Below are 21,826 nucleotides of genomic sequence, written 5' to 3' on the forward strand. Positions count from 1 at the left end.
TCGGTGAGGGCGAGCAGGAAGGCTTCGTGCGCGTCGAGCTTGGAGCCGGGTGGGCGGCCCTGACGCTGAGCCCGCGTCTCTCCTGTCGTCGTCGCGTGCGCGGCCCAGCGGATCACCGTGGCGACGCCGACCCGATAGCGCAGGGCCGCGGCCCGGCGGGACAGACCCGCGCTCACCGCGTCCAGGACGCGGACACGCAGATCGTGGCTGTAGGCACGGGCCATGGCGATCTCCCTGACAAACCCTCAGGGATCAACGCTCACCCCGCCACGCCGACTCAGGGATCGTGGAAAACGCTCTAATAGGGATTGCCCTAACGGAACGTTCCAGAGCTTTTCCAACAGAGTGATCTCGGGCTTCCGGGACGCGCGGCCGGGGAACGGTTGAGAACCCTGTGGAACGGTTCAATGCATGTGCCCGTCCCTTGGGGTGTAGCGCGCTGTCCACTCCTCGACCGTGAGCGGCGGCTGCATTAGCCAGGGAACCTTGCCCTTCACGGATGCTCGGCCATCCGTAACCCACCCAAGTACGCTTAGGGCATCGTGGGCGCCTGCATCTCCTGCAGAAAAATCCGAGCCGATCGCGGTTCACGCAGGACCAGCGAAGCTCATCGAGCTTGAGCATGCGCTACTGGCATGCCAGTACCAACAAATGTGTGCTGGAGCACTGCGGCGCGGTATGGGATATGCCTGAAGACAGCGCGGCGATGGCGTCGCCGCACTGGCCCTTCATGGGCGTTTCCTCCCTAGACTGCGGGCCGCTCTCATCGGGCGGCCCTTTTTCTGTCCGGGAGGCAGGCTTCTAGCCGCCACGCCATCTCCCAGCAAGCATCATCTTTCATCGCTCGCGGGGGGGGTGGTGATTTTGTGCACAGTCGAGCTGGTTCGGAGAAGATCATTCTGAGGGTAGCGATACCCCCGACCTTACCTCCGTGGCAGGCAAATTAAACGGCTCGGCCTGCCAACGTGCCGCGTAACCGCTGCCCGCTCTCGCGCTTCATGCGGAACTTAAGCGCGCCGCAGGGACGATTTCTGCCAAACGGCATTTCCGTAAAATTTCCGTACGGATGCAACCCTGCGCCTTAACCAATCAGATAAGTCGTTGATTTTATTGGCGCGCCCTACGGGAATCGAACCCGTGTTTTCGCCGTGAAAGGGCGACGTCCTGGACCGCTAGACGAAGGGCGCTTGCGTGAGCGAGGCGTTCTATAATCGGCTTGGCGTGCGAGGGCAACGGGCCTCGCGCGGCAGCGCCTGCGGCTTGACGGATCGGCGCGCGGTCGGTTTGTCGCGGATCACGCTCAGATGTGCGGCCGGCTCGGACAGGGCCGGGTCCGCGAGGGGACCGGTGCAGCATGACCATCCGACGCGATCGACCCGGCGGCTCCCGCCCCGCCCCGCAAGGCGCGGGCCGGGGCCGGCCCGGCGGCTTTCGCCCTGGCGAGCGACGCGGCGGGCCCGGCGGCCCCCGGGGCGGCCCGGACGATCCCGTCGTGCTCTACGGATGGCACCCCGTCCTGCAGGCGCTCGGTAATGCGGGGCGGCGGCTGCACCGATTGGTCGCCACCGAGAACGGCGCCGCGCGGCTCACGGAGGCTCTCGGCACCCTGCCGATCGTTCCCGAGATCGTGCGGCCATCCGCGATCAACGCCCTGCTCGGGCCCGACGCGGTCCACCAGGGGCTTTACCTCGAGGTGGATCCCCTCGCCGCCCCCGGTCTCGACGACCTGCCGGCGGACGCGCTGCTCCTCGCCCTCGACCAGATCACCGATCCGCACAATGTCGGCGCCATCGTGCGGACAGCCGCCGCCTTCGGGGTGGCGGGGATCGTGACGACCCTGCGCCACTCGCCGAGCGCCACGGGCGTCCTGGCGAAGTCGGCCTCCGGCGGCCTCGAGCACGTGCCGCTCATCACGGTGCGCAACCTCGCGGAGGCCCTGATCGAACTCGGCGAGCGGGGTTTCACCCGGATCGGTCTCGATTCCGAGGCCGGCACCGATCTCGACGCGGTCGGCCCGCGGCGGCCGGCCATCGTCGTGCTCGGAGCGGAGGGCAAGGGCCTGCGGCAGCGCACGCGCGATTGTTGCGACATCCTCGCTCGCATCGCCTTCACGGGCGAGATCCGCAGCCTCAATGTCTCGAACGCCGCCGCGATCACCCTCTACGCCCTGAGCCGGCCGACCCAGGGCTGAGGCCTCTCAGCGCCAGAACGGCTTCGCGTCGGAGAGGTCGTCGTGCGCCTCCTCCGCGGCGGCCAGAAGCTGCTTCGTGCGCGCCTCGTTGTCGGCGGCCGTCAGGCCCGCGGCGAACAGGGCCGGCCCGCTCGCGGCCACGCCGGGCGGTCCGTCGGCGAGGCTCGCCATGACGGAATGCGCGGTCGCGAGGTCGTTCAGGGCGCCGAGATGATCCTGCAGGTCGGACAGGGCCGCCGAGAAGGTCTTGTGGCGCTTGCGCGCCTTCTTGTCCGGAAACAGCGAGGCGAAGAAGTCGGCGCCGTAGCGCAGCTTCTTGCCGGCAATCCGCACCTGGTGGCGCGCCTCCGGGTCGAGCTTGGCGAGATGGCGCCCGCGCTTGCACACCCGCTTGCGAAAGCGCTCCAGCACCGTGGCGGCAAAGTCCCTGGCGGGTTCGTCACGGGCGGGATCGGCGCCCTCCCCGAGCCAGGGGCCGGTCTGGAGCCAGCTGAGCAGATCGAGGAGGAGCCGCCGCCACTCGGGCGAGGCGAGGATCTCCGACACCGTCCCGTGCGCCCGGTCGCGCTCGGCCCCGAGCCGCGCCGCGAGCTCCTCCAGCCCCGGCTCGTCCGGGCGGCGCGCCATCTCCTCGGGCAGCGTCGTCTCCAGGAAGACGTCGAGGTTGCGGGCCCGGCCGAAAGGCTCGGTCGCCTGCTTGATCTCCGCCCCGAGGCCCGCGGCGCGGGGATCGTGCGCGAGGATCGGCTTGAACAGGCTGAAGGCCGAGCGCAGCCGCCGTAGCGAGACCCGGATCTGGTGGAGGGCCTCCGGGTCCCGGCTCGCCAGGAACACCGCCTCGTTGAGGCGCAGGTGGCGCAGGCAGGCCATCACGATGCTGCGGAAGGCGTCGCCCGCGCTCGCATCCTCGCGCAGCACCACGGCGCCCGCCTTGCTCGGCCGGCCGAGCCGCCCGTCGCGCAGCGCGAAGCCGCGCTCGCTCTTGGAAAGGGCGCCCAGGCGCAGGGGGACCGTCTCGGCGAGGGCCTGGGCGAGGGCGAAGAGGTCGGCGGTCGTGCCCTCCTCGAGTTCGAGCTCCAGTTCGCACAGGGGAGCGTCACCCGCTTGCGTCTCCACGCGCCCCTCGTCGAGGGTCACGCTGATGCGCGAGGCGCCGTAACTCAGCGTCCGCTCCCTCCGCATCACCACCGTGGTGAAGCAGGGCTCAAGGCGCGCGTCCTTGGCATCCGCGAGGATGGCGGCCACGGGCGTGTCGGCGTAGACGGCCGGGTCGGGCGCGTCGCCCGCGATCGGGCTCTCCCATTCCGGCCGGTCGAACAGGCCGGCCGCTGCCGCCCCCCCTTCCGCCTTGACGGTCTGAATCCGCTCCTCGCCCCGGCTGCGCACGCGAAGCGTCAGGCCCGCGGCGCGCAGGTCCTCGTTGGGCGTGTCGAAATAGGTCGAGACGAGGGTGGCGGGCGCGCCGTCTCCCTGGAGGAGCGGGTGGGCTCCGAGGGCGGTCAGATCGAGACGGTCGCATTCCAGCTTCAGCTCGGTCTCGCGCGGTCTGCTCATGCTCGTCTGGTCTCCTGCCCCGCCGGTCGTTCGTCGGCGTCGCCCCGCCAACGTTCGGGCGAGCCCCCGGTGCCGGGTCGGGCAGGTCATTCTGTCACGCTCGGGGCTGCCGTGCACGGGGGCGCAATCCCTCGCCGTCGCGGGTTCGCCGCTCCTCAGGCGTCCGCCGTGGCGGGGTCGCGGCGCGAGCAGGCCGCGTAGGCGGAGAGATGCCGGCTCGCGCAGGCCGCCCAGCCGTGCAGGGAGGCGACCCGGCGCCCGGCCTCGGCGAGCCGCGCCCGCTCGGCAGGGTCGAGGACGGCACGGAAGGCCTGCGCGATCGCCTCCGCATCCTCCGGATCGACGAGGTGCGCGTCCCGGGCGGCGAGGCTCTCCGTGAAGGGGGGCCGCGCCGCGCCGACGACCGGGATGCCGCAGGCCATCGCCTCGAGCACGCTCGGACCGAAGCCGCCCCTGAGGGCGGGGGCGGCGAGGACATCCGCAAGCCGGTAGATCGCGGGCATCTCCGCCTGCGGCACGATCCCGGCCTGGATCACCGCCCGGCCGATCCCGACTCCCAGAGACGCCCGGTCGAGGGCAGCGCGGCAACGGGCCTGATAGCCGGCATGGTCGAGGATCGAGCCGCCGCCGACGACGAGGAGTTGCGCCTGCGGCTGCTCCGTCCGGAGCCGGCGGAAGGCCTCGATCACGGCAAGCGAATTCCGCCGCTCCTCGAAGCCCCCGACGCAGAGCACGACCGGACCCGCTCCGAGGCCCCAGCGCAGGCGAAGGCCCTCGTCCTCCGCAGCCCCCGCCGGGCGGAACAGGGTCTGATCGACGCCGTTGCCGACGACCTGGGCCATGACGCCGTGATCGTGCGCCAGCGCCTCGGCCGAGGCCCGGTCGACACAGAGCAGCCGGTTCGCGTCGAAGATTGCCCGGTCCTGCCAATAGGCGAGCTGTGGGTCGGCGAAGGTCTCCAGGTGGTGGACGGTCCGCACGAAACCGTGCACCAGCCGGCGGCGGCTCAGGGTGGCGAGGGCGTTGCCGCCGATGCCGCACTGGGCGTGGAACACGTCGAAATCGCAGGCGGCCGGCGTCGCGAAGTGGCGAAGGTAATCCTCAATCCGCGCCCGCACGAGGTCGGCGGTCGCGCCGCCGACCGGCCGCGCGGCCACGGACACGACGGGACAGCGAGCGTCCCGGTAGAAGCCGCGGCCCGTGGGGTCGGGCGCGTGTACCACCGCCTCGTGCCCGAGGTCGCAGAGGGCCTCGCCGACGGCGAGCGCGTGAGCGACGCTCCCGCGCGGGCTCGTCGAGGTTGCCAGAATCGCGATGCGCGAAGGACCACCCGCCATGCCGCGTTGAAATCCGTAGCGGCCGGAGGAGCCGGCCGTGGAGCCCGGGACCGGCGGAGCCCGAGGCTGCCGGTCGTGCCGGGCACGACGCATCGTTCATGCCGGTCCGGGCACCGGGCGGCGGGCAGGATGGGCCGGCGGCGCCCTCCCCGGCCGGATCTACCGCGCCGGCCCGTCGAGGCAGAGCAGGTACTGCACGAGGGCCGCCTGCTCGGCCGGACCCACGCCGGCTTGCGCGTCCGCCCAGTAGGCGTGGCCCTCGCCGGTGACGCGGGCGGTCACCGCGCGGGGGCTGGCCCGGTTCGCCGCGATCACCCGCGCGCGCAGATCCCGGTCGACGAGGGCGCGCAGGCTCTCGGCCGGGTCGGCCTGCACCGCCGGATCGAGGAGCGGCCCGATCCCGGGCTCACGGGCGGGGCCGGGACCCACGGCGACCCCGCCGTCGTGGAGGTAGGGCGCGGATTCGTTGAGCCCGATCAGGTTCGGCACCTTGTAGCCGCCGGGCGTGCCGGCATGCGCCCAGGCGAGCTGCACCTGCGCCCGGTCAGCCTCGCCGAGCGGCACCGGGAGCGTCTTCGTCCCCGGCGGCACCGGGAAGGGGGTGCCGGCGGCGTAGAGGTCCGGCGGCCGGAGCGTTCCCTCGGTCTTGGCGAAGGAGCGGGCGCGTGTCGGCTCGGTGCCGATCTCGGGGGCCGGGACCACCCGGTTGTTGGTGTAGGCCGGCCCCGCATGGCAGCCGGCGCAGCCTGCCCGCTCGAAGATCTGCCGGCCGGTCGCGAGGATCTCCGGCGGCGCCGGCCGCGCGGGCGCGCGTAGAGCGTTCTGGAAGGCCGACATGGCGTCGTTGGCGTAGCCGACGGGCTCGCCCGGGCTCGTCGCCACGAGGCCGTTCGTGGTCACGTAATTGGCGTTCGGGAAACTCGGGAGCGCCGCATAGCTGTTCAGCCCCGGCGCGTCGGGCGTCGGGTCGGCCGCCTTCAGGACCTGCGAGGGCGTGCGCCCGCCCTGCGGGTCGAAGCGGAAGCTCGGGGACGGGGCCCGCTGCAGGAGCGTGCCGAGATAGACTTCCGGATCGAGGCCGAACAGGAACGGCGCGGCGTCGGCCTGGGCGGTCGTGTCGGAATTCAGCGCGTGGACGTTGTTGTTGAGCGCCGACAGGCCGCGGAAGGGGCCGATCCCGGCATGCCCGCTCCAGCCGTAGGGATGGCCGTGGGCCGTGAAACTCGACGGGATCGAGGTCGGGTTGGTGACGAGATCGGGCGAGGAATCGAAGCTGCCGGGGGGCCAGCTCGCCGCCTGCACCTTGGCGGCGGCCTCCAGCGCCTCCGGGTCCGGCAGGCGCTCGCGGCCGCCGGCGCGCGTCGCGACGCTGCGGTTCGGATCGGTCCGGAACGGGTCGAGGGAGGGCGTCGAGCCGTGCATGTAGTAGGCGGTGGTGTTCGAGGCCAGGGCCATCATCAGGCCGACGTTGAGGTCGCGGTTCGGCGCGCCGTCCACCACCTTGCCGGTGCCCGGGTCGTAGGCCGCATGGCAGAGGGCGCAGGTGATGCCCATGCGCACGTGGCCGCGGTCGTAGAAGGTCCGGATGCCGAGCGGGAACAGGCTGCCCTTCGCGACGTCGAGGCCGGTCGGGATCAGCTCCCCCACTTGGTAGGTCCGGCCGCCGACCGTCACCGGCCGGGCGACGCGCACTTCGAGGTTGGTGGTGCCCCGCCCCGCCAGCAGGGTGAGCGCGCGCGAGACCTCGTAGAGGCTGAGCGCGCCGTCGAGCATGCCCATCACGTCGGTGAGGAAGACCTCGTTGCCGAAGGTCTCCCGGTAGAAGGCCTCCCGCCCGCGCCGGATCAGCGCGTCGTCGATCCGCACGGCGCCGGGCTCGGGTGAGGCGGCGGGGCGGCCGAGCACGTCGTAGGCGGCGGGCTGGGCGTTCCGCGCAGGGTTGGCGAGGTCGGCCTCGTCCGGCAGCGGCGCGTGGCCGAAGCGGCCGAAGGCGGCCGCGAGCCCGCCGGCGGCGATCAGGATGCCGGCGGCGGCGAGGAGGCGGCGGGACGAGCCCATCGGGTGCGGCATGCTCCGGAAGCGGGGTTGCCGGGCACAACACCGTCGGGCCTGCGATGGTTCAGGCCTCCTGCCGTCCGAAATCCCCCTCGCCCGGCCGGGCGCGTGCCGCCCGCCCGATGGCAGGGTCAGGGGCGCGCGGAGATGCTTCCGTCGCGCCGGGAACGCAGGCAGAGGAACAGGTAATAGCCCGTCAGGCTCGTCGCGGCCTGCGCGGCGCGCGGACGGAAGTCCGGTGGCGCCTCCCGCGCATCCGCGATCGTGCCCGCGTAGGACCAGCCCTCGACGAAATCGGGCACGGGTTGATCCTGGCGGACGGCGCAGCAGAGGCCGCCGTCCGGCTCCTTCGCGAAGAGGCTGTAGGACAGGAACGGTCCCTCCTCGTCGGACATGCCCACTGATCCCCCGGTCCCGTTTCGCCGTGACGCCGCATCCGCCGCGCAGGCGCGGCGTCCGACGCCCTCTCGCATTGCAAGGATCCGGCCAGCGCTTAAGCTTCGCCCCGCAGCAGGTGGAGGCTGAACAGGCCCTCGGGATCGAGCCAGCAGCGCACCGGCTCCCACCCCGCATCGGCCGCCATCTCCTGGAAGACGCCCGGCGCGTAGCGGTAGGCGCAGCCCGTGCGCACGCTCTCCCCGTGCGTGAAGGGCACGGCTTCGCGGCCGACCCGGAGCAGGCCGGCCCGCTCGGCCACGAGATGGGTCTCGACGCGGAACGGGTCGAGCAGCACCCGCGCCTCGTGCCGGAAATCCTCCGGTGCGAGGGGCGCCCCGGCGCCCTCCCGGTCCGATCCCTCCTGGCCCGGCGCCGCCCCGCCATCGGCGCGGGCGAGGCGGCGGAGGATGTTGAGGTGCAGGGCCGCCATCAGGCCGTCGTCGTCCGCGTGCGCGCGCAGCAGGCTCTCCGTGTCGCCGTTCGGATCGATGCCGACGAGGAGCCAGCCGCGCCCGAGAACCGTGCGGGCGCGCTCCAGGAAGGCCGCGAGATCGGCCGGAGGGAGGCTGCCGGCGGTGGCTCCGAGGCAGAGGCCGAGGCCACCGCCCGGCCGCGCGCCGTCCTCGGGACCGGGCGGCGTCTCGCCCGCGGGCGCAACGATCTCCGGCGGATGCGGGCGGTCGAGGGCGGCGAGGAGGAGATCGACGCCGCGGGCCGACCCGGTCCCGAAGGCGAGGATCCGGGGCTCGGGCCCCACCAGGGTCGCGACTTCGGAAGCGACATCCGTGAGAAGCGCGATCTCCCGCTGGGTCGGATAGCAATCCGGATGCTCCGCGGCCCGCGCCATCAACTCCGCCCCCGCCTCGTCCCAGAGGCAGGCGGAGGGAAGCGCCTTCTCGGGCAGCGCGAGGCCCTGCGCCACGGCATCCAGAAAGGCCGAATCAGTGCCCGGATCGTCCTCCGCCAGCCGTGCCCGGGCGCCGGGCCAGGGCCGGACCGAGCAATGCGGCGCCTCCGCGCCGGCGTCGCTGCCGGGGTGCCATCGGTTCAGCCAGACGGGCTCCGAGGCAGTACGCGACTCGAACTCATGACGCATGGGCCTGTTCCGCACTGGAATTCAGACACTCCGGCAAGCATCCGAAGGCGCGGGACTGTAGCAATCCGAGACGCAGGGGATCTAACACGGGTTAAATTATTGGTGAGAAACGTCCCGTTTTCCCCGGGAGAGCGCCGGATTTCAGCTTCGTACGCGATCCGACATCGGGCAGGATGAGCGAGACTTCGCCGTGCGGGTTCGGACGGTTTCCGATGAGGCGAGCAGACGTATCATGAATTTTGTGTTACGAACTTCCGCCGCATTCAAGTGATCCAACGAGCGGGCTCTTCCAGTTTGGCCTGTATGCTCCCTAGTGTGAAGACGCCGACCCTGCTGCTCCGATGATCGCTCTGCTCGCCTCCTCCCTCCGGTCTCGTGTGCGGCCGCTGCGTGCCCTGATGCGGGGCATCGCCGTGCTGGCCGGCCTCAGCGTGCTGCCGACCGCGGTGCTCGCCTACGCGGATCTCCTGCCCGAGGGCTTCGATCTCGCCATCTTCGGCTTCGAGGCCTCGCCCGCCGTGGATCTGCCGCATGTCCGGGAGCAGCTCGCCTCCGGCGGCCCGCTGCGGATCGTCGCCTTCGGCTCGTCCTCGACGGAGGGCATCGGCGCGAGCAGCCCGGCGGCGAGCTATCCCGCCCGCCTGCAGGTCGATCTCAACCGCTCCCTGCCGCATCTCGTCGGCGGCGTCACGGTGCTGAACCGCGGCATCGGCGGCGAGCACGTCGACGACATGATGCGCCGCCTCGGCCGCGACGTCGTCGCGGCCAAGCCCCATCTCGTGATCTGGCAGACCGGCAGCAACGACCCGCTGCGCGGGATCGACCTCGATCATTTCCGCGAGGCGACCCTGGCGGGCCTGCGCACCCTCCGGGAGGCCGGCATCGACGTGGTTCTGATGGAGCCGCAATGGTGCCCGAAATTCGATGCGACACCGGGCTCCTACCGCTTCCGGGACGCGGTTCGCGAGATCGGTGAGGAGATGAGCGTGCCGGTGATCCGCCGCTCGGAGCTGATGCGCAGCTGGGTCGACGAGGCACGGCTCACCCGCAAGGAACTGTTCGCCGCCGATGGCCTTCACATGGCCGACCGCGGCTACGCCCTCCTGGCGCGCGCCGCGGCCGACGAGATCCTGCGCGACGCCGGACCTGTCCGGGTCGCCGCCGCGGAGTAGAGGCGAAGCCTCCCCCGTTTCCGGCCCTTCCTCGGTTCCCGCGCGGGGCTCCGCGTGATCCTGGCCCTCCGTCCCGTCCGGGCGTGGCGGCTGCCGAGCGCCCTTGTCTCGCCAAAAATCCCCTCCGCTCGTTCGGACATCGCCTCGTGCCGCTGGTGAGCCGCACGTCGTCCGTTGGCGTCGACCCAGCCGATCGATGGATTGCCGCATCGGCGAGCAGATCCCCGAAGGAAGACCGCTGCCTTCGGCCGAGGGAGTTCTCGCAGGGTCCCGCGAGCCGGGTCCGGGGCGGCCACTCCGTGTGGGACCGGGAACAGGCCAGGATCGGCCGCGGTTGCCCAGGCGAGAACGGAGGGAGACCTTTCATGAGCCCTGTGCGCTCGCGCCGCGCCGTGCCGCATGGGCCCGGCGGCCTCGTCCGAGAGCGGCGGACATGAAGGATCCGGAGGGACCCGTCATCGTCCTCACCGGCGCGTCGAGCGGCATCGGACGGGCCGCGGCTCTCGCCTTCGCGCGTCGCGGCGCCCGTCTCGCGCTCGCTGCCCGCAGGCCCGAGGCGCTCGATGCGATCGCCTCCGAGTGCCGTGCGTGCGGCGCCGAGGCCATCGCGGTCTCGACGGACGTCACCGATCCGGTGGCGGTGGAGCGCCTCGCCCGGCGCGCCGAGGAGACGTTCGGGCGGCTCGACGTCTGGATCAACAATGCCGGCACGGGTGTGTTCGGACCCTATCAGGATGCACCGCTCGACCTTCACCGCCGAACCGTCGAGATCAACCTGCTCGGCGGCATGTACGGCGCCTACGCCGCCCTGCCCCGCTTCCTCGGTCAGGGACACGGCGTGCTCATCACCAACATCTCGCTGGGTGGCTGGGCACCGGCCCCGTTCGCGGCTGCCTATTCCGCGAGCAAGTTCGGGCTGCGGGCTTTCACCGCGAGCCTGCGCCAGGAATTGCGGCGCCATCCCCGCATCCACGTCTGCTCCGTCTTTCCCGCCATGGTCGACACGCCCGGCCTGGAGCACGGCGCCAATGTCTCGGGCCGCAGGATCGACACGGGACCCCTCGTCTACGCCCCCGAGGACGTGGCCGAGACCTTCGTGCGCCTCGTCCGCCATCCTCGGGACGAGGTCGCGGTCGGCTGGCCGGCCCGCGCCGCGCAAGTGGCCTACGCTCTCGCTCCCGGCCCGACCGAGCACCTGACGGGTGCTGCCATCCACCGGATGCTCGACCGGGCAACGCCCGCGCGCCACAGCTACGGCGCCATCCGCCAGCCCCTCGACGACGTACCGCGCACGAGCGGCGGCTGGCGGAGGCGGCACGGCGTCCCCTCGGCGCGCACGCTGAGCCTGACGGGGCTGGCGATCCTCGGCGGGGCGACGCTCGTCGCGCTCGGCAGTGCGGCCGCCCGTGCCGGCCGCTGAGGTCGCGACTCGGCAGCGCGAAAGATTATTTTCACAATCGCCCGAAACCGCGAGCCAAGCTCGGCCGTAAGAGCGGTCGAGCCGCCCGGCGCGCCCGTGCCGGCCCCGCCCCCAGGAGCCGACCGTGCCCCCCGATGCCGCGCCCTTCCCCGCCGATTCGGAGGCGGACCTGCGCAGGATCCTTGCCGCCTCGGGCGTCGTCGGGACGTGGTCGTGGTTCGAGGCCGGCGATCACTGCGTGCTCGACGCGGGCGCCGCCGCGCTCCTCGCGGGAGACCGGGCGCTGGCCGGAGCGGCGCTTCCCGCGGATCGGGCGCGGGCCTGCCTCCACGCCGACGACCGGAATACGGTCCTCGCCCGCTTCTCCGCGCTTTGTCGCTCGGGTGGCCTCTTCGTCGCCCAGTACCGTGTCCTCGCCCCCGGGGGCCGGACGCATGCGATCCTCGACCGGGGCCGGATCTTCCGCGGGAGCGGCGGCGCGCCGGGCCACGGCCACGGTCTGCTGATCGATCTCGGGGACGAGGCTCTCCCCGATGGGGCACGGACCGGCCGGGCCCTCGACGAGGCGGCGTCCCGGATCATCGCCTGTCGGCGCACCATCGACCGATTCGGTTTCCTCAGCCTCAGGCCGGCCGTCGACCGGCTGCTCCTGCGCATCGCGCAGGACATCGCCCGCAGCGAGTGCGGACGCCTGCACTGAGCCGCCGCCATGTCCCGGATGTCCCGTCCCGTTCAGGCGGGCAGCGCCAGGGCGGCCCGCGCCTCGGCGGGCGTGGCCGGCCGCCGGCCGTGGCGGGCGATCGCCTCCACGGCGAGGCCGACGAGTTCGGCGTTGCTCGCGGCGAGGCGGTCCTTCGTGATCCGGATGTTGTCCTCGAGGCCCGTGCGGACCGCATCCGCCCCGCGGGCCAGCGCCCAATCCATCACCACCGCCTGCTGGCGGCCGATGCCGGCGGCCGTCCAAGTGGCGCGCGGCAGGATCCGGCGCAATTCGCCGAGCAGGATGTCGAGGAGGGGCTCCTCGGCCGGCATGGCGTTCTGCACGCCCAGCACGAACTGCACGTGCGGCCGCTCGTCGATCAGCCCCGCCTCGACCAGGCGCTTGGCACCGTGGAGGTGCGAGAGGTCGAAGATCTCGATCTCGGGCCGCACGCCGAACTCGCGCATCCGCGCGGCGAGATCCGTCACGAGGCCGGCGTGGTTCTCGTAGACGATGGTGGGAAAGTTCACCGAGCCCGTCGAGAGCGAGGCCATGTCGGGCCGGTGCTTCAGCGGCAGGCCGCGGGCGCTGGGGTCGCGCCCGCGCCCGCCGGTAGAGAATTGCACGATCAGGCCCGGACAGTGCCGGCGCAGGCCCTCCTGCACGGCGGCGAACCTGTCGGGGTCGGAGGACGGGCTCTCGTCGTCGTTGCGCACGTGGATATGGGCGAGGCTGGCGCCGGCCTCGAAGGCTTCCTGCGTCGATTCGATCTGCTCGGCGGCGGTGACCGGCAGGGCCGGGTTGTCCGCCTTGCGCGGCACCGACCCGGTGATCGCGACGGCGATGACGACGGGCTTGCTCATGATCTCAGGACCCTCGCTGGTCTCGCTCCGCGCCCCCGAGCGCTCGTAGCCGCGGCGGCCCGGGAACGCCAAGCGTCTTCCTGCCTCGCCACGTGAGAGCGGGGCTCGTCCGTCACGGGATCCGGTGCCGCGTGCCGTCCGCCGCGTGACAGGGGACCGGTTTCGCGCCACACTCGGCCCCTCGGTGCGAGGCAGGTCAACCGCCCGCGCCGGCGGGGGGGCGGGCAGCGGATGGTGCCATGCCGAGATTTTACTTCGACGTCCGGACCCCGTCGGGGGTCGTGTGCCTCGACCACGAGGGGCTCGATTGCGCCGACGCTTCGGCCGCGCTCGCGGAGGCCCGCCACGGTGCCCGTTTCGTGGAGCCGGAGGAGGGAGCGGGCAACCCGCTCTTCAGCGGCTATCGCTTCTCGGTGGCCGACGAGGCGCACCGGTTCCTGTTCACGGTGCCCTTCACGGAGCTGGAGATCGACGGCGCAGTGCCGCCCGCGCCGATAGGCAGGGGCGCGCCGGCCAAGAGGGCGCGGCACCTGTCCTGACGCGCCGCGCCGGAGACGTCCCGGAGGCGATGCCGCGGACGCGCGCCGGAAGGGGGGCGAGCATCACGGGAGATCGGCGTGTTCGACCGTCCGGACTTCATCGAGATCGAGACCCGCCTCGGCGCGCACAATTACAAGCCCCTCGACGTGGTGCTGACGCAGGGCCGGGGCGTCTGGGTCACCGACACGGACGGGCGGCGCTACCTCGACTGCCTGTCGGCCTACTCGGCGGTCAACCAGGGCCATTGCCATCCGAGGATCCTCGCGGCGCTGACCGAGCAGGCCGGCCGCCTCGCCATCACCTCGCGGGCCTTCCGCAACGACCAGCTCGGGCCCTTCTACGAGGAGCTCGCCGCCCTCACCGGGTCCCACAAGGTGCTGCCGATGAACAGCGGCGCCGAGGCGGTCGAGACGGCGATCAAGGCGGTGCGCAAATGGGGCTACGAGGTCAAGGGCGTGCCCGAAGGGTCGGCCGAGATCGTCGTCTGTGCCGGCAACTTCCACGGCCGCACCCTGGGGATCGTGTCCTTCTCGACGGATCCGGACGCGCGGGGCGGCTTCGGCCCCTTCCTGCCGGGCTTCGCCCTGGTGCCGTTCGGGGACGCGGCCGCGCTCGAGGCGGCGATCACCCCGAACACGGTGGCCTTCCTCGTCGAGCCGATCCAGGGCGAGGCCGGCGTGATCATCCCGCCCGAGGGCTACCTGCGCGCGGTGCGCGAGATCTGCACGCGCAACCGGGTCGTCCTGATCCTCGACGAGATCCAGACCGGGCTCGGCCGGACGGGGCGGCTGCTCGCCGAGGAGCACGAGGGAATCGTGGCCGACGTGACCCTCGTCGGAAAGGCGCTCGGCGGCGGCTTCTACCCGATCTCGGCGGTGCTCTCGACGACCGAGGTGCTCGGCGTCCTGAAGCCGGGCCAGCACGGCAGCACCTTCGGCGGCAACCCGCTGGCCTGCGCGGTGGCGCGGGCGGCGCTGCGGGTCCTCGTCGAGGAGGGCATGTTCGAGAACGCGGCCGCCAACGGCGCCTATTTCCTCGAGAGGCTGCGAGCCCTGACCTCGAACCGCATTCGCGAGGCGCGCGGGCGCGGCCTGATGCTGGCCCTCGAGTTCCACCCCGACGCGGGAGGCGCCCGCCCCGTCGTCGAGGGTCTGAGGGCCCGCGGCCTCCTCGCCAAGGACACGCACGAGCACACGATCCGCTTCACCCCGCCCCTCGTCATCACCCGCGAGGAGATCGACTGGGCGATGGAGCGGATCGAGGCCGTGATGCAGGGCTGATGGCACCTGCCGGCAGCGGAGCTGGCCCCGGCCCTACTGCGGCGCAGGGTCCGTGAACCCCGCGCCCCCGCGGTGCGGCCGAACGACCGGAAGCCGGAAGCCCGGGAAATCGAACGGACAGACGTCAGAACATGAAGATCGAGCCCGCCGCGGACTTCGCCGCCTGCTTCGCCTCGCGGGCGGATTCCAGGCGCTCGATCTCCCGTCGCAGCAGCGCGATGCGCTCGCCCAGTTCCTCGACCGAGAGGTCGTCGAGCTTCTGCCCGATCTCGTGCGCGGTCACGGTCCGGCGTACCGGAAAGATCTCGTCATCCATCGTCCGACCCCCGTCCCAAGCGTCAGGCTGTTCCTATCTGGGACCGGGTCGGCTGCCGTCAAACGGGCCGCTCACGCCTCCGCCAGCTCGCCGAATGCCGGGCCGCGCGGGCGTTCCTTCACGAAGTGCGGCAGGAAGCTCGACATGACGCTCGCGGGGATGTCGAGGGGCCGATGGCGCACGGTGTCGACGAACATCAGGGATTGCTCCCCACGCCCGAGCAGGCCCTGGGTGCGGCTGTGGATCTCGTGGGACAAAGTGACGAACTTGCGATTGTAGCTCGCGATCCGGATCCGGACGATGACGGGCTCGAACTCCCGTGCCTCCCGCCGAAAATCATGACTGAAGGACCGGGTCAGGATGTAGAAGTTCGTCGTCGCGAGGTCGAAATCCGGCATGCAGGCGTGGAAGAACAATTCCCGCGCCTTGCCGACCCAACGGAAGTAATTGGCGAAGTAGACGTTCCCGACCGAGTTGGTGTCGTCGTAGGTCGGCAGGAGCTGCAGCACGAACCAGGGTCCGTCGAACCCGTGCGCGGCGACGGGATCCGCACGCGGCACGACGAGGGTCGCGAGGCCGGGCGCGTCCGCTGCAGCCTGCGGAGCTCCCTCCCCGCTTCCCCTCCGGCCCGCGATCAGGTTGCCGAGCGCGGGCAGCGCGCCGACGGCGCCGACGAGGGGCGCGATCGCGAGAAGCGCCCCGACGGGTGCGACGTAGCCCGTCACGAAGATCAGGGCCGAGGCCGTCCCGATCATCGCGCAGAGCACCCCGTCATAAGCCGGCCGCGCGCCGAGGGCCTCGCAGAGGAGGCAGAGGGTCGCCCCGACGAACAGGCTCGCGAAGGGCAGCATCAGATAGATCATCGGGATGTTCGCCGCGATGAGCCCGGCCGCGAGCGCGACCGCGGCGGCCAGGGTCCAGAGCGGCGAGGCGACGAGGCCGGCGGGCAGGAAGGCGAGGAGCGGGCTCTCGCTGCGACGGGTCACGGAGGTGAGGAGCCAGCGCGTCGCGCAGTAGAAGCTGTCGACGGTCGAGGCCATCGCGATGGCGGCCCAGACGAGGAAGGCCGCGGTGAGGCCGGGGTCGAGGAGGCGGGCGAGGGCCTGCGCCACGGCTCCCTGCGCCTGCGGAATCCCGTCGGCGGCGAGGACGGGGGTGCCGGCTCCGGCCAAGGCGGCAAGGCCGCCGTTGAGGGTCAGCAATCCGAGGAAGAGGAGGGAGCCGCCGGCATAGGCTGCACGCACCGAGCCGCCCTCCCGGTGGATCGCCACGACCCTCTGCCAGTGCTGCACGTCGCTCCACGGCCCGAGCAGGAAGCCGACGAGGCAGGGCAGCATCAGCCCGTAGAAGCGCTCGTCGAAGGCCGCGAGGGGGACGGGGGCGGAAGGTGCGGCACGCATGAGGCCCTGGGCTGCGACGAGGGCCGCCCCCACGCCGACGACGAGATAGAGGGCGTGGAGCCGCCGCAAGGCCCCGATCGGGGCCGCGTGCCCGATGGCGGCGGCGAGCAGGAACAGCAGCACCGCCCCGAGCAGGCTGCCATGGCCGAACAGCGGCAGGAGCAGATGGGCGCAGAGCCCGTAGGCCGTGAGCGCGAGCGCGGCGAGCTGGCAGGCCAGGAACAGACCGGTGTACCGGTCCTCAACCGCCTTGAGGATCTCGGCCGGGTTGCGGCCGGGCGCTCCGAGCACGTGCCCGAAGAGGTAGAGGCCGGCGGCGTTCGGCAGCGCGAAGGCGGCGAAGCCGAGCCAGCCATACGTCACCGTGACGTGGATCGCGTAGAAGAACCCCAGGCCCCAGAGCCAGGACAGGCCGATCGTCGGCGCCCAGGCGAGGGAGCTGAGAAGGCGGGAACCCTCGGTAGAGTGCATGCTGACAACCTGAACGTGCGCACACCATCATGGCCGTTCGCGCCGTCCCGGTCCATTTCCGGATCGCAACACTCGTCCGATCAGAACGATTGGCTCGGCTGCATCGCGCAAACCCGGCGTGCCGCCATCCCGTCCCGACGCCCGCTCCGCCGTTGGCCGGATCCGGCCAAGTCACAGCAGCCATTGAGGCTCGGCTCAGCGGCCCACGACGAGGCGCGGCTGGATCTCGGTGCGGACGGGGGATGGAAACAGCCTGTGGAAATCCTTCGGCACCCGCGCGATCAGGTCGGGGATCTCGGAGGCGGGTCGGGCGGGGCTGATCAGGAAGCCCTGGATGTCGTTGCAGGCGCGGGCTCGCAGGACCTGCGCCTGTTCGGCCGTCTCGACGCCCTCGGCGGTGACGGCGATCGAGAGCTTCTGGGCGATGGCCAGGATCGCTTCGATCACCGCGAGGTTGCCGCCCTCGTCGTCGATGTCCCGCACGAAGGAGCGGTCGATCTTGATCTTGTCGACCGGAAACTTGGCGAGGTAGCTCAGCGACGAGTAGCCGGTGCCGAAATCGTCGAGCGCGATGCGGATCCCGCGCGAGCGCAGCTCGTGCAGGTTCGCCATCGTGATCGCGGTCTTGTCGAGGAAGACGGATTCGGTGATCTCGATCTCGAGCCGGCCCGGCTCCAGGCCGCTCGCCTCCAGGGCCGCCGCGATGTCCCGGAGGAACTCGCTGGTACGGAACTGGATCGGCGAGATATTGACGGCGATCCGGGTCTCAGCGGGCCAGCGCGCCGCCTCCCGGCAGGCCGTCTGGAGGGCGTAGCGGCCGATCGCCACGATCATGCCCGTCGCCTCGGCCACCGGGATGAACTCGGCCGGCGGCACGAAGCCGCGGGTCGGGCTGCGCCAGCGCAGCAACGCCTCGAAGCCGACGACCCGCCCGTCGCGCAGCGCGGTGAGCGGCTGATAGTGCAGCTCGAATTCCCGGCGCTGGAGCGCGAGCTTGAGGTCTGCCTCGAGTTCGCGGCGGGTGCGCTGGTTGACTTCGAGATCGCGCTCGAACAGGTGGAAGGTGCCCTTCCCCCGCGCCTTCGCCCGGTAGAGGGCGAGATCCGCCTTGAGCAGGAGGCTGCCGGGATCGAGCGCGTCCGTCGGCGTCAGGGCGATGCCGATGCTCACGCCGATCTCCGCAGCGAGAGCGTCGATGCGGTAGGGCGCGCTCACCGCCGCGATGATCGCCCCCGCGAGGAGCGTGGCCTCGGCGGCGCCGCGGCAGCGGTGCAGAACCGCGAACTCGTCGCCACCGAGCCGGAAGATCCAGGTGCCCTCGGCGGCGAAGGGCTGCAGGCGCTGGGCCACGCTGCGCAGGAGTTGGTCGCCGGCCCCGTGACCGAAGGAATCGTTGACCACCTTGAACCCGTCGAGGTCGAGGTAGAGCAGCGCGCAGGCGCCCCCGCCCTCGGCGGCGCGGTCGCACTCGGCACTGGCCAGATCTTGGAACAGGGCGCGGTTGGCGAGGCCCGTGAGGGAATCGTAGCTCGCCAGGAAGGCGATCCGCGCCTCCGAGATCCGACTCGCGGTCACGTCCGAGCCGACGCCGCGGAACCCCGCGAGGCGGCCCGTCCGGTCGAGGACCGGCTTTCCGCTGAGCTGCCACCAGCGCGTCCCCTCGGCCCGCGGTAGTTCGACGACGAGGTCCTGAAAGGCGATCCCCTCGCGCAGGAAGCCGAGCATCTCCACGGCGCCCGCTCCGAAGCGTCCGCCATCGCCGCAGGCGAGGAGTTCCGCGAAGGGAAGGCCCTGCAATTGCTCGACCGGGCGTCCCACCACCTGCGCCACCCGCCGGGAGACGTGGTCGAAGCACCCCTCCCGGTCCGTCTCCCAGAGCCAGTCGCTGGTGCTCGCCTCGAACTCGCGCAGGAGCAGGCCGATGGTCTGGTTCTGGTCGCTCACCCGCACCCGGTCGAGGATGCGCTGGAACGAGAGCAGGCTCATGCTCCGGACGCTGAACAGCACGAAGGTCGCATAGATCGCGAGCAGGACCGCGATGCTCGCCGCGACGCCGTCGCCGCTCGTCGCCAGGGCGATGAAGCTGCCGAGCACGACCGGCGCCGCGAAGAGCAGGGCCACGGAGAGGATCGGCCCGAGGACGTAGGCATCCGAGATCAGCCCGGCGGCGATCGCGACGACGATCATGCGATGGTCGGCGTCCGAGGGCGGGAACAGCACCATCGGCATGGTGCTCCAACTGGAGCCGATCGCGAGCGCGATCGCCCCCGCGACCCGATAGCCGCGCTCGATCTGCGCCTCGGTCGGCGTGCCCGCGAACAGCCCCTGATAGCGCCAGGCGGCGACGACCGCGCCGATGCTCGTCGTGCCGATGACGAGGAGAAGGGCGACGAGGTAGGTCGGGGACGCCGCGTTCCAGAACAGGCCGACCACCGTGAGCGCGACGGCGCCGTGCGTGATCGCCGAGAATTTGGCGAGCCTGAGCGTCTCCACGAGCATGCCGGAGCGTGTCTCCAGCATGTAGCGATCGAGCGTCGCCGGGGAGGTGGATGACGCCTCCGCGGAAACCTCGTGCCGCCGGAACCCGCAGACGGCGCCGAGGCGCTCGGCCGCACCGAGGAGGCCGCGCAGGGCCGCCGCGCCGACGCGGCGGTTCGAGGCGGCGGATCTGCGCGGCTCGCTCACGGTGCCGGCTGCCCGCGCGGCGACAGGGTCATGGCGACGCCGCCATGGGGGCGCAGCGTGACCTTGAAGCGCGTCTCCGGGCGCGACGGGGCGGCCCGCACAGCGCGGAAGGCGGGCAGAAGCTCGGCGAGGATCGCGAGGCACTCGGTCAGCGCGAAGTTCATGCCGATGCAGACCCGCGGACCCGCGCCGAAGGGCAAGTAGGCGTAACGGTCGCGCCCGGCGCTGCGGGCCGGGTCGAAGCGGCCGGGGTCGAAGCGCTCGGGCTGCGCCCAGAGCCGGGCATGCCGGTGCACGGCATAGACCGGCACGTGGACGGAGCGTCCCGCGGGAATGCGCGTGGAGCCGAGCCGGACCTCGGACAGCGTCTTGCGCACGATGAGCGGGGCAGGCGGGTAGAGGCGCATCACCTCCATCACGACCTGTCGGGTATAGGTCAGGGCCTCGAGGTTCGGGCCCTGACCGCGCTGGCAAGCGGCCCCGATCTCGGTCAGAACCCGCGCCTCGACCTCGGGATGCTCCGACAGGAGCCAGAAGGTCCAGGCGAGCACGATCGCGGTGGTCTCGTGGCCCGCCGCGATGAAGGTCAGGAGGTTGTCGACGAGGGACGCGTCCGGCATCCCCTCCCCGGTCTCGGGATCGTGGGCCTGCAGCATCAGTCCGAGGAGATCGTCGCCGCACCGGCCGCTTGCGCGCCGGCTGGCGATCGCCCGCGATATGGTACCCCGCAGATAGCGGGCGGCCGCGGCGCCCCGGACCGAGCCCGGATGAGGCGTCCAGGCCGGCGCTCCGAGCAGGCTCAGCGCCATCTTCCAGGTCGCTTGGTCGAGGTAGGTGTTCATCGCCCGGCCGAAGCGCGCGGTGTCGAGCCCGCTCTCGCCGGACATCATCGTCGCGACGATGATGTCGAAGGTGGTGCGCATCATCTCCGAGAGCATGTCGACCTGCGCGGGGCCTTTTGCCGCCCAGCGCGTCCGGGTCTCGGTGGCGACCGCGCGCATGGCAGGAACGAAGGCGCGGATCCGGTCGTGCCGGAAGACGGGCGTCGCGATCCGGCGCTGGTGACGCCAGCGCTCGCCGTCGGAGGTCAGGATCCCCTTGCCGAGGACGGGCGAGAGGGAGCGCGTCAGGAACTCCTCCCGCCCGAGGAGCGCTGCCTGATCGACGAGCAGGGAGCGGATCAGGACGGGGTCGCTCACGAAGACGGTCCGGCGGCCGATGAATCGGGCCTCGACGAGCCCCTCCCGGTAGACTTCCGCCGGCCAAGCCTCGATCAGGTTGCGCACGATCGTGCGGATCAGGCGCGGGAACCCGGCCGCTTCCGAGACGATGTCCCTCAGTCCCGGGCCTGCTCCGACGGGCAACCCCGCCGCTGAATCGTACTGCATCCGAGACGTCCCGGTTCCGAGACTTCAGGTTTGCAGGTCGCTGCTTGCCGGCCCGTTAAGCTACCCGTTCGAATACGGGTCTTGTCCGGGTTTTTCGATCCTGAGTTGCGAAATCGGCGGTCCGTCCGCCTGCAATCCGGGCGTGGGCGGGACCTGCCGCCTCGCGCGACGCGTGCGCGCCCGGCGGCCGGGCTCTTCACAGCCCGTCCGGCCGGACGTCTCGTTTCCTGCGATCGCGCGTCAGGCGGCCTTGTTGCGTCCGCGTGGCTTCGGACGATCCGCATCGTCCTGCATCGCACCCGGTCGGCCGAGTCCGATGGACTTGGCGAGTTCCGAGCGCTGGGCGGCGTAAGCCGCGGCCACCATCGGGTAGTCGTTGGGCAGGCCGTAGCGCTGGCGGTAGCTGTAGGGGTCGAGCCCGTGGGTCGAGAGATGGCGCTTGAGTGTCTTGTAGGGCTTGCCGTCGATGAACGAGATCAGCGCGTCCGGCGTGATCGACTTGCGGACCTGCGCAGGCGTCGGCTTCTCGACCGTCTCCGCTGGCGGAGCTTCCGGCTGGGCCAAGCCGGAGAGGGAGGCGTGAACCGCGTGGATCAGCGCCGGGATGTCAGTGGCGGCCACATGATTGCGCGCGACGTATGCCGAAACGACTTGAGCAGACAGTTCGATAAACTGGTCGTGCGCACGCGAAGACGTTTCTTCTGGTTCCATCGGCATCTCCTTAATCGCCTACGTACTTCGCCGCAAACACAACGGAATGCAAGCGTAAGTCGCTGGTCGATGCACAGGCATTTCTGCTTGTGCGGTGAGAAAAGCCTTAGGGGTAACCAGCTGTACGTTGAATCGTTCGATTTGCGTTTCGCAAACCTATCAAATGACGACCTCGGATCCTCGCGCAGGATGGCGGCTTCAGCTGCGCC

At 71.4% G+C, this 21,826-nt stretch carries 18 protein-coding genes and 1 tRNA gene; 6 read left to right on the top strand and 13 right to left on the bottom strand.

The features are described 5' to 3' along the window. On the bottom strand, nucleotides 1-224 hold a 224-nt coding region (locus J2X36_RS21620), incomplete at its 3' end, for an IS630 transposase-related protein (RefSeq protein ID WP_310353647.1). An 887-nt stretch (nucleotides 225-1,111) separates the two neighbouring features. Further along, nucleotides 1,112-1,187: transfer RNA gene (locus tag J2X36_RS21625), tRNA-Glu, on the bottom strand. A 167-nt stretch (nucleotides 1,188-1,354) separates the two neighbouring features. Between J2X36_RS21625 and rlmB the strand changes: the two genes are divergently transcribed. Next, complete coding sequence (rlmB, locus tag J2X36_RS21630; protein WP_310353648.1) at nucleotides 1,355-2,191, top strand: 23S rRNA (guanosine(2251)-2'-O)-methyltransferase RlmB; 837 nt, start codon at nucleotides 1,355-1,357, stop codon at nucleotides 2,189-2,191. A 6-nt stretch (nucleotides 2,192-2,197) separates the two neighbouring features. Here the strand turns inward: rlmB and J2X36_RS21635 are convergent, their stop codons facing one another. From J2X36_RS21635 to J2X36_RS21655, 5 genes are all read right to left on the bottom strand, one after another. Beyond that, nucleotides 2,198-3,745: a CHAD domain-containing protein gene (locus tag J2X36_RS21635; RefSeq protein WP_310353651.1), complete on the bottom strand. Its 1,548-nt coding sequence runs from the start codon at nucleotides 3,743-3,745 to the stop codon at nucleotides 2,198-2,200. 155 nt (nucleotides 3,746-3,900) lie between these two features. Continuing rightward, nucleotides 3,901-5,082, bottom strand: a complete 1,182-nt coding sequence (locus J2X36_RS21640) for an MSMEG_0565 family glycosyltransferase (protein WP_310353653.1) — start codon at nucleotides 5,080-5,082, stop codon at nucleotides 3,901-3,903. Nucleotides 5,083-5,241: 159 nt separating this feature from the next. Next, nucleotides 5,242-7,140 carry a cytochrome C oxidase Cbb3 gene (locus J2X36_RS21645; protein WP_310353654.1) on the bottom strand — a complete coding sequence of 633 codons (1,899 nt, stop codon included), beginning with the start codon at nucleotides 7,138-7,140 and terminating at the stop codon, nucleotides 5,242-5,244. A 128-nt stretch (nucleotides 7,141-7,268) separates the two neighbouring features. Next, complete coding sequence (locus J2X36_RS21650) at nucleotides 7,269-7,532, bottom strand: hypothetical protein (protein ID WP_132255819.1); 264 nt, start codon at nucleotides 7,530-7,532, stop codon at nucleotides 7,269-7,271. Between the two features lie 98 nt (nucleotides 7,533-7,630). After that, entirely contained in the window at nucleotides 7,631-8,671 is a 1,041-nt protein-coding gene (locus J2X36_RS21655; protein ID WP_310353656.1) for an L-histidine N(alpha)-methyltransferase, read from the bottom strand. A 341-nt stretch (nucleotides 8,672-9,012) separates the two neighbouring features. On the opposite strand from J2X36_RS21655, the gene J2X36_RS21660 reads away from it, so the two are divergent. The 3 genes from J2X36_RS21660 to J2X36_RS21670 all read left to right on the top strand — a co-directional run bounded on the left by J2X36_RS21660 (nucleotide 9,013) and on the right by J2X36_RS21670 (nucleotide 11,963). Next, nucleotides 9,013-9,843, top strand: a complete 831-nt coding sequence (locus J2X36_RS21660) for an SGNH/GDSL hydrolase family protein (protein ID WP_310353658.1) — start codon at nucleotides 9,013-9,015, stop codon at nucleotides 9,841-9,843. Nucleotides 9,844-10,276: 433 nt separating this feature from the next. Then, complete coding sequence (locus tag J2X36_RS21665; protein WP_310353661.1) at nucleotides 10,277-11,263, top strand: SDR family oxidoreductase; 987 nt, start codon at nucleotides 10,277-10,279, stop codon at nucleotides 11,261-11,263. 124 nt (nucleotides 11,264-11,387) lie between these two features. Continuing rightward, nucleotides 11,388-11,963, top strand: a complete 576-nt coding sequence (locus J2X36_RS21670; protein WP_310353663.1) for a PAS domain-containing protein — start codon at nucleotides 11,388-11,390, stop codon at nucleotides 11,961-11,963. Nucleotides 11,964-11,995: 32 nt separating this feature from the next. Here J2X36_RS21670 and J2X36_RS21675 read toward each other — a convergent pair whose 3' ends face one another. Further along, nucleotides 11,996-12,826: a 3-keto-5-aminohexanoate cleavage protein gene (locus J2X36_RS21675; protein WP_310353759.1), complete on the bottom strand. Its 831-nt coding sequence runs from the start codon at nucleotides 12,824-12,826 to the stop codon at nucleotides 11,996-11,998. 239 nt (nucleotides 12,827-13,065) lie between these two features. Here J2X36_RS21675 and J2X36_RS21680 point away from each other — a divergent pair, with 239 nt between their 5' ends. Continuing rightward, nucleotides 13,066-13,365 carry a DUF6894 family protein gene (locus J2X36_RS21680; RefSeq protein ID WP_207919264.1) on the top strand — a complete coding sequence of 100 codons (300 nt, stop codon included), beginning with the start codon at nucleotides 13,066-13,068 and terminating at the stop codon, nucleotides 13,363-13,365. Nucleotides 13,366-13,443: 78 nt separating this feature from the next. Further along, nucleotides 13,444-14,646 (top strand): ornithine--oxo-acid transaminase, encoded by a 1,203-nt coding sequence (gene rocD, locus J2X36_RS21685; protein WP_310353668.1) that lies wholly within the window; start codon nucleotides 13,444-13,446, stop codon nucleotides 14,644-14,646. Nucleotides 14,647-14,770: 124 nt separating this feature from the next. Here rocD and J2X36_RS21690 read toward each other — a convergent pair whose 3' ends face one another. From J2X36_RS21690 to J2X36_RS21710, 5 genes are all read right to left on the bottom strand, one after another. Continuing rightward, the gene (locus J2X36_RS21690) at nucleotides 14,771-14,962 is read right to left on the bottom strand and encodes a DUF1192 domain-containing protein (RefSeq protein ID WP_310353670.1); all 192 of its coding nucleotides are present in this window, start codon (nucleotides 14,960-14,962) and stop codon (nucleotides 14,771-14,773) included. Nucleotides 14,963-15,033: 71 nt separating this feature from the next. Next, nucleotides 15,034-16,833, bottom strand: a complete 1,800-nt coding sequence (locus J2X36_RS21695; RefSeq protein WP_310353672.1) for a thioesterase family protein — start codon at nucleotides 16,831-16,833, stop codon at nucleotides 15,034-15,036. A 195-nt stretch (nucleotides 16,834-17,028) separates the two neighbouring features. Next, entirely contained in the window at nucleotides 17,029-19,518 is a 2,490-nt protein-coding gene (locus tag J2X36_RS21700) for an EAL domain-containing protein (RefSeq protein WP_310353674.1), read from the bottom strand. Further along, nucleotides 19,515-20,906 (bottom strand): cytochrome P450, encoded by a 1,392-nt coding sequence (locus J2X36_RS21705; protein ID WP_310353677.1) that lies wholly within the window; start codon nucleotides 20,904-20,906, stop codon nucleotides 19,515-19,517. The genes J2X36_RS21700 and J2X36_RS21705 overlap by 4 nt, the downstream gene beginning before the upstream one ends. A gap of 240 nt (nucleotides 20,907-21,146) precedes the next feature. After that, nucleotides 21,147-21,617: a MucR family transcriptional regulator gene (locus J2X36_RS21710; RefSeq protein WP_132255823.1), complete on the bottom strand. Its 471-nt coding sequence runs from the start codon at nucleotides 21,615-21,617 to the stop codon at nucleotides 21,147-21,149. Between the last annotated feature and the right edge of the window lie 209 nt (nucleotides 21,618-21,826).

The organism is Methylobacterium sp. BE186 (assembly GCF_031457035.1).
GTDB lineage: Bacteria > Pseudomonadota > Alphaproteobacteria > Rhizobiales > Beijerinckiaceae > Methylobacterium > Methylobacterium segetis.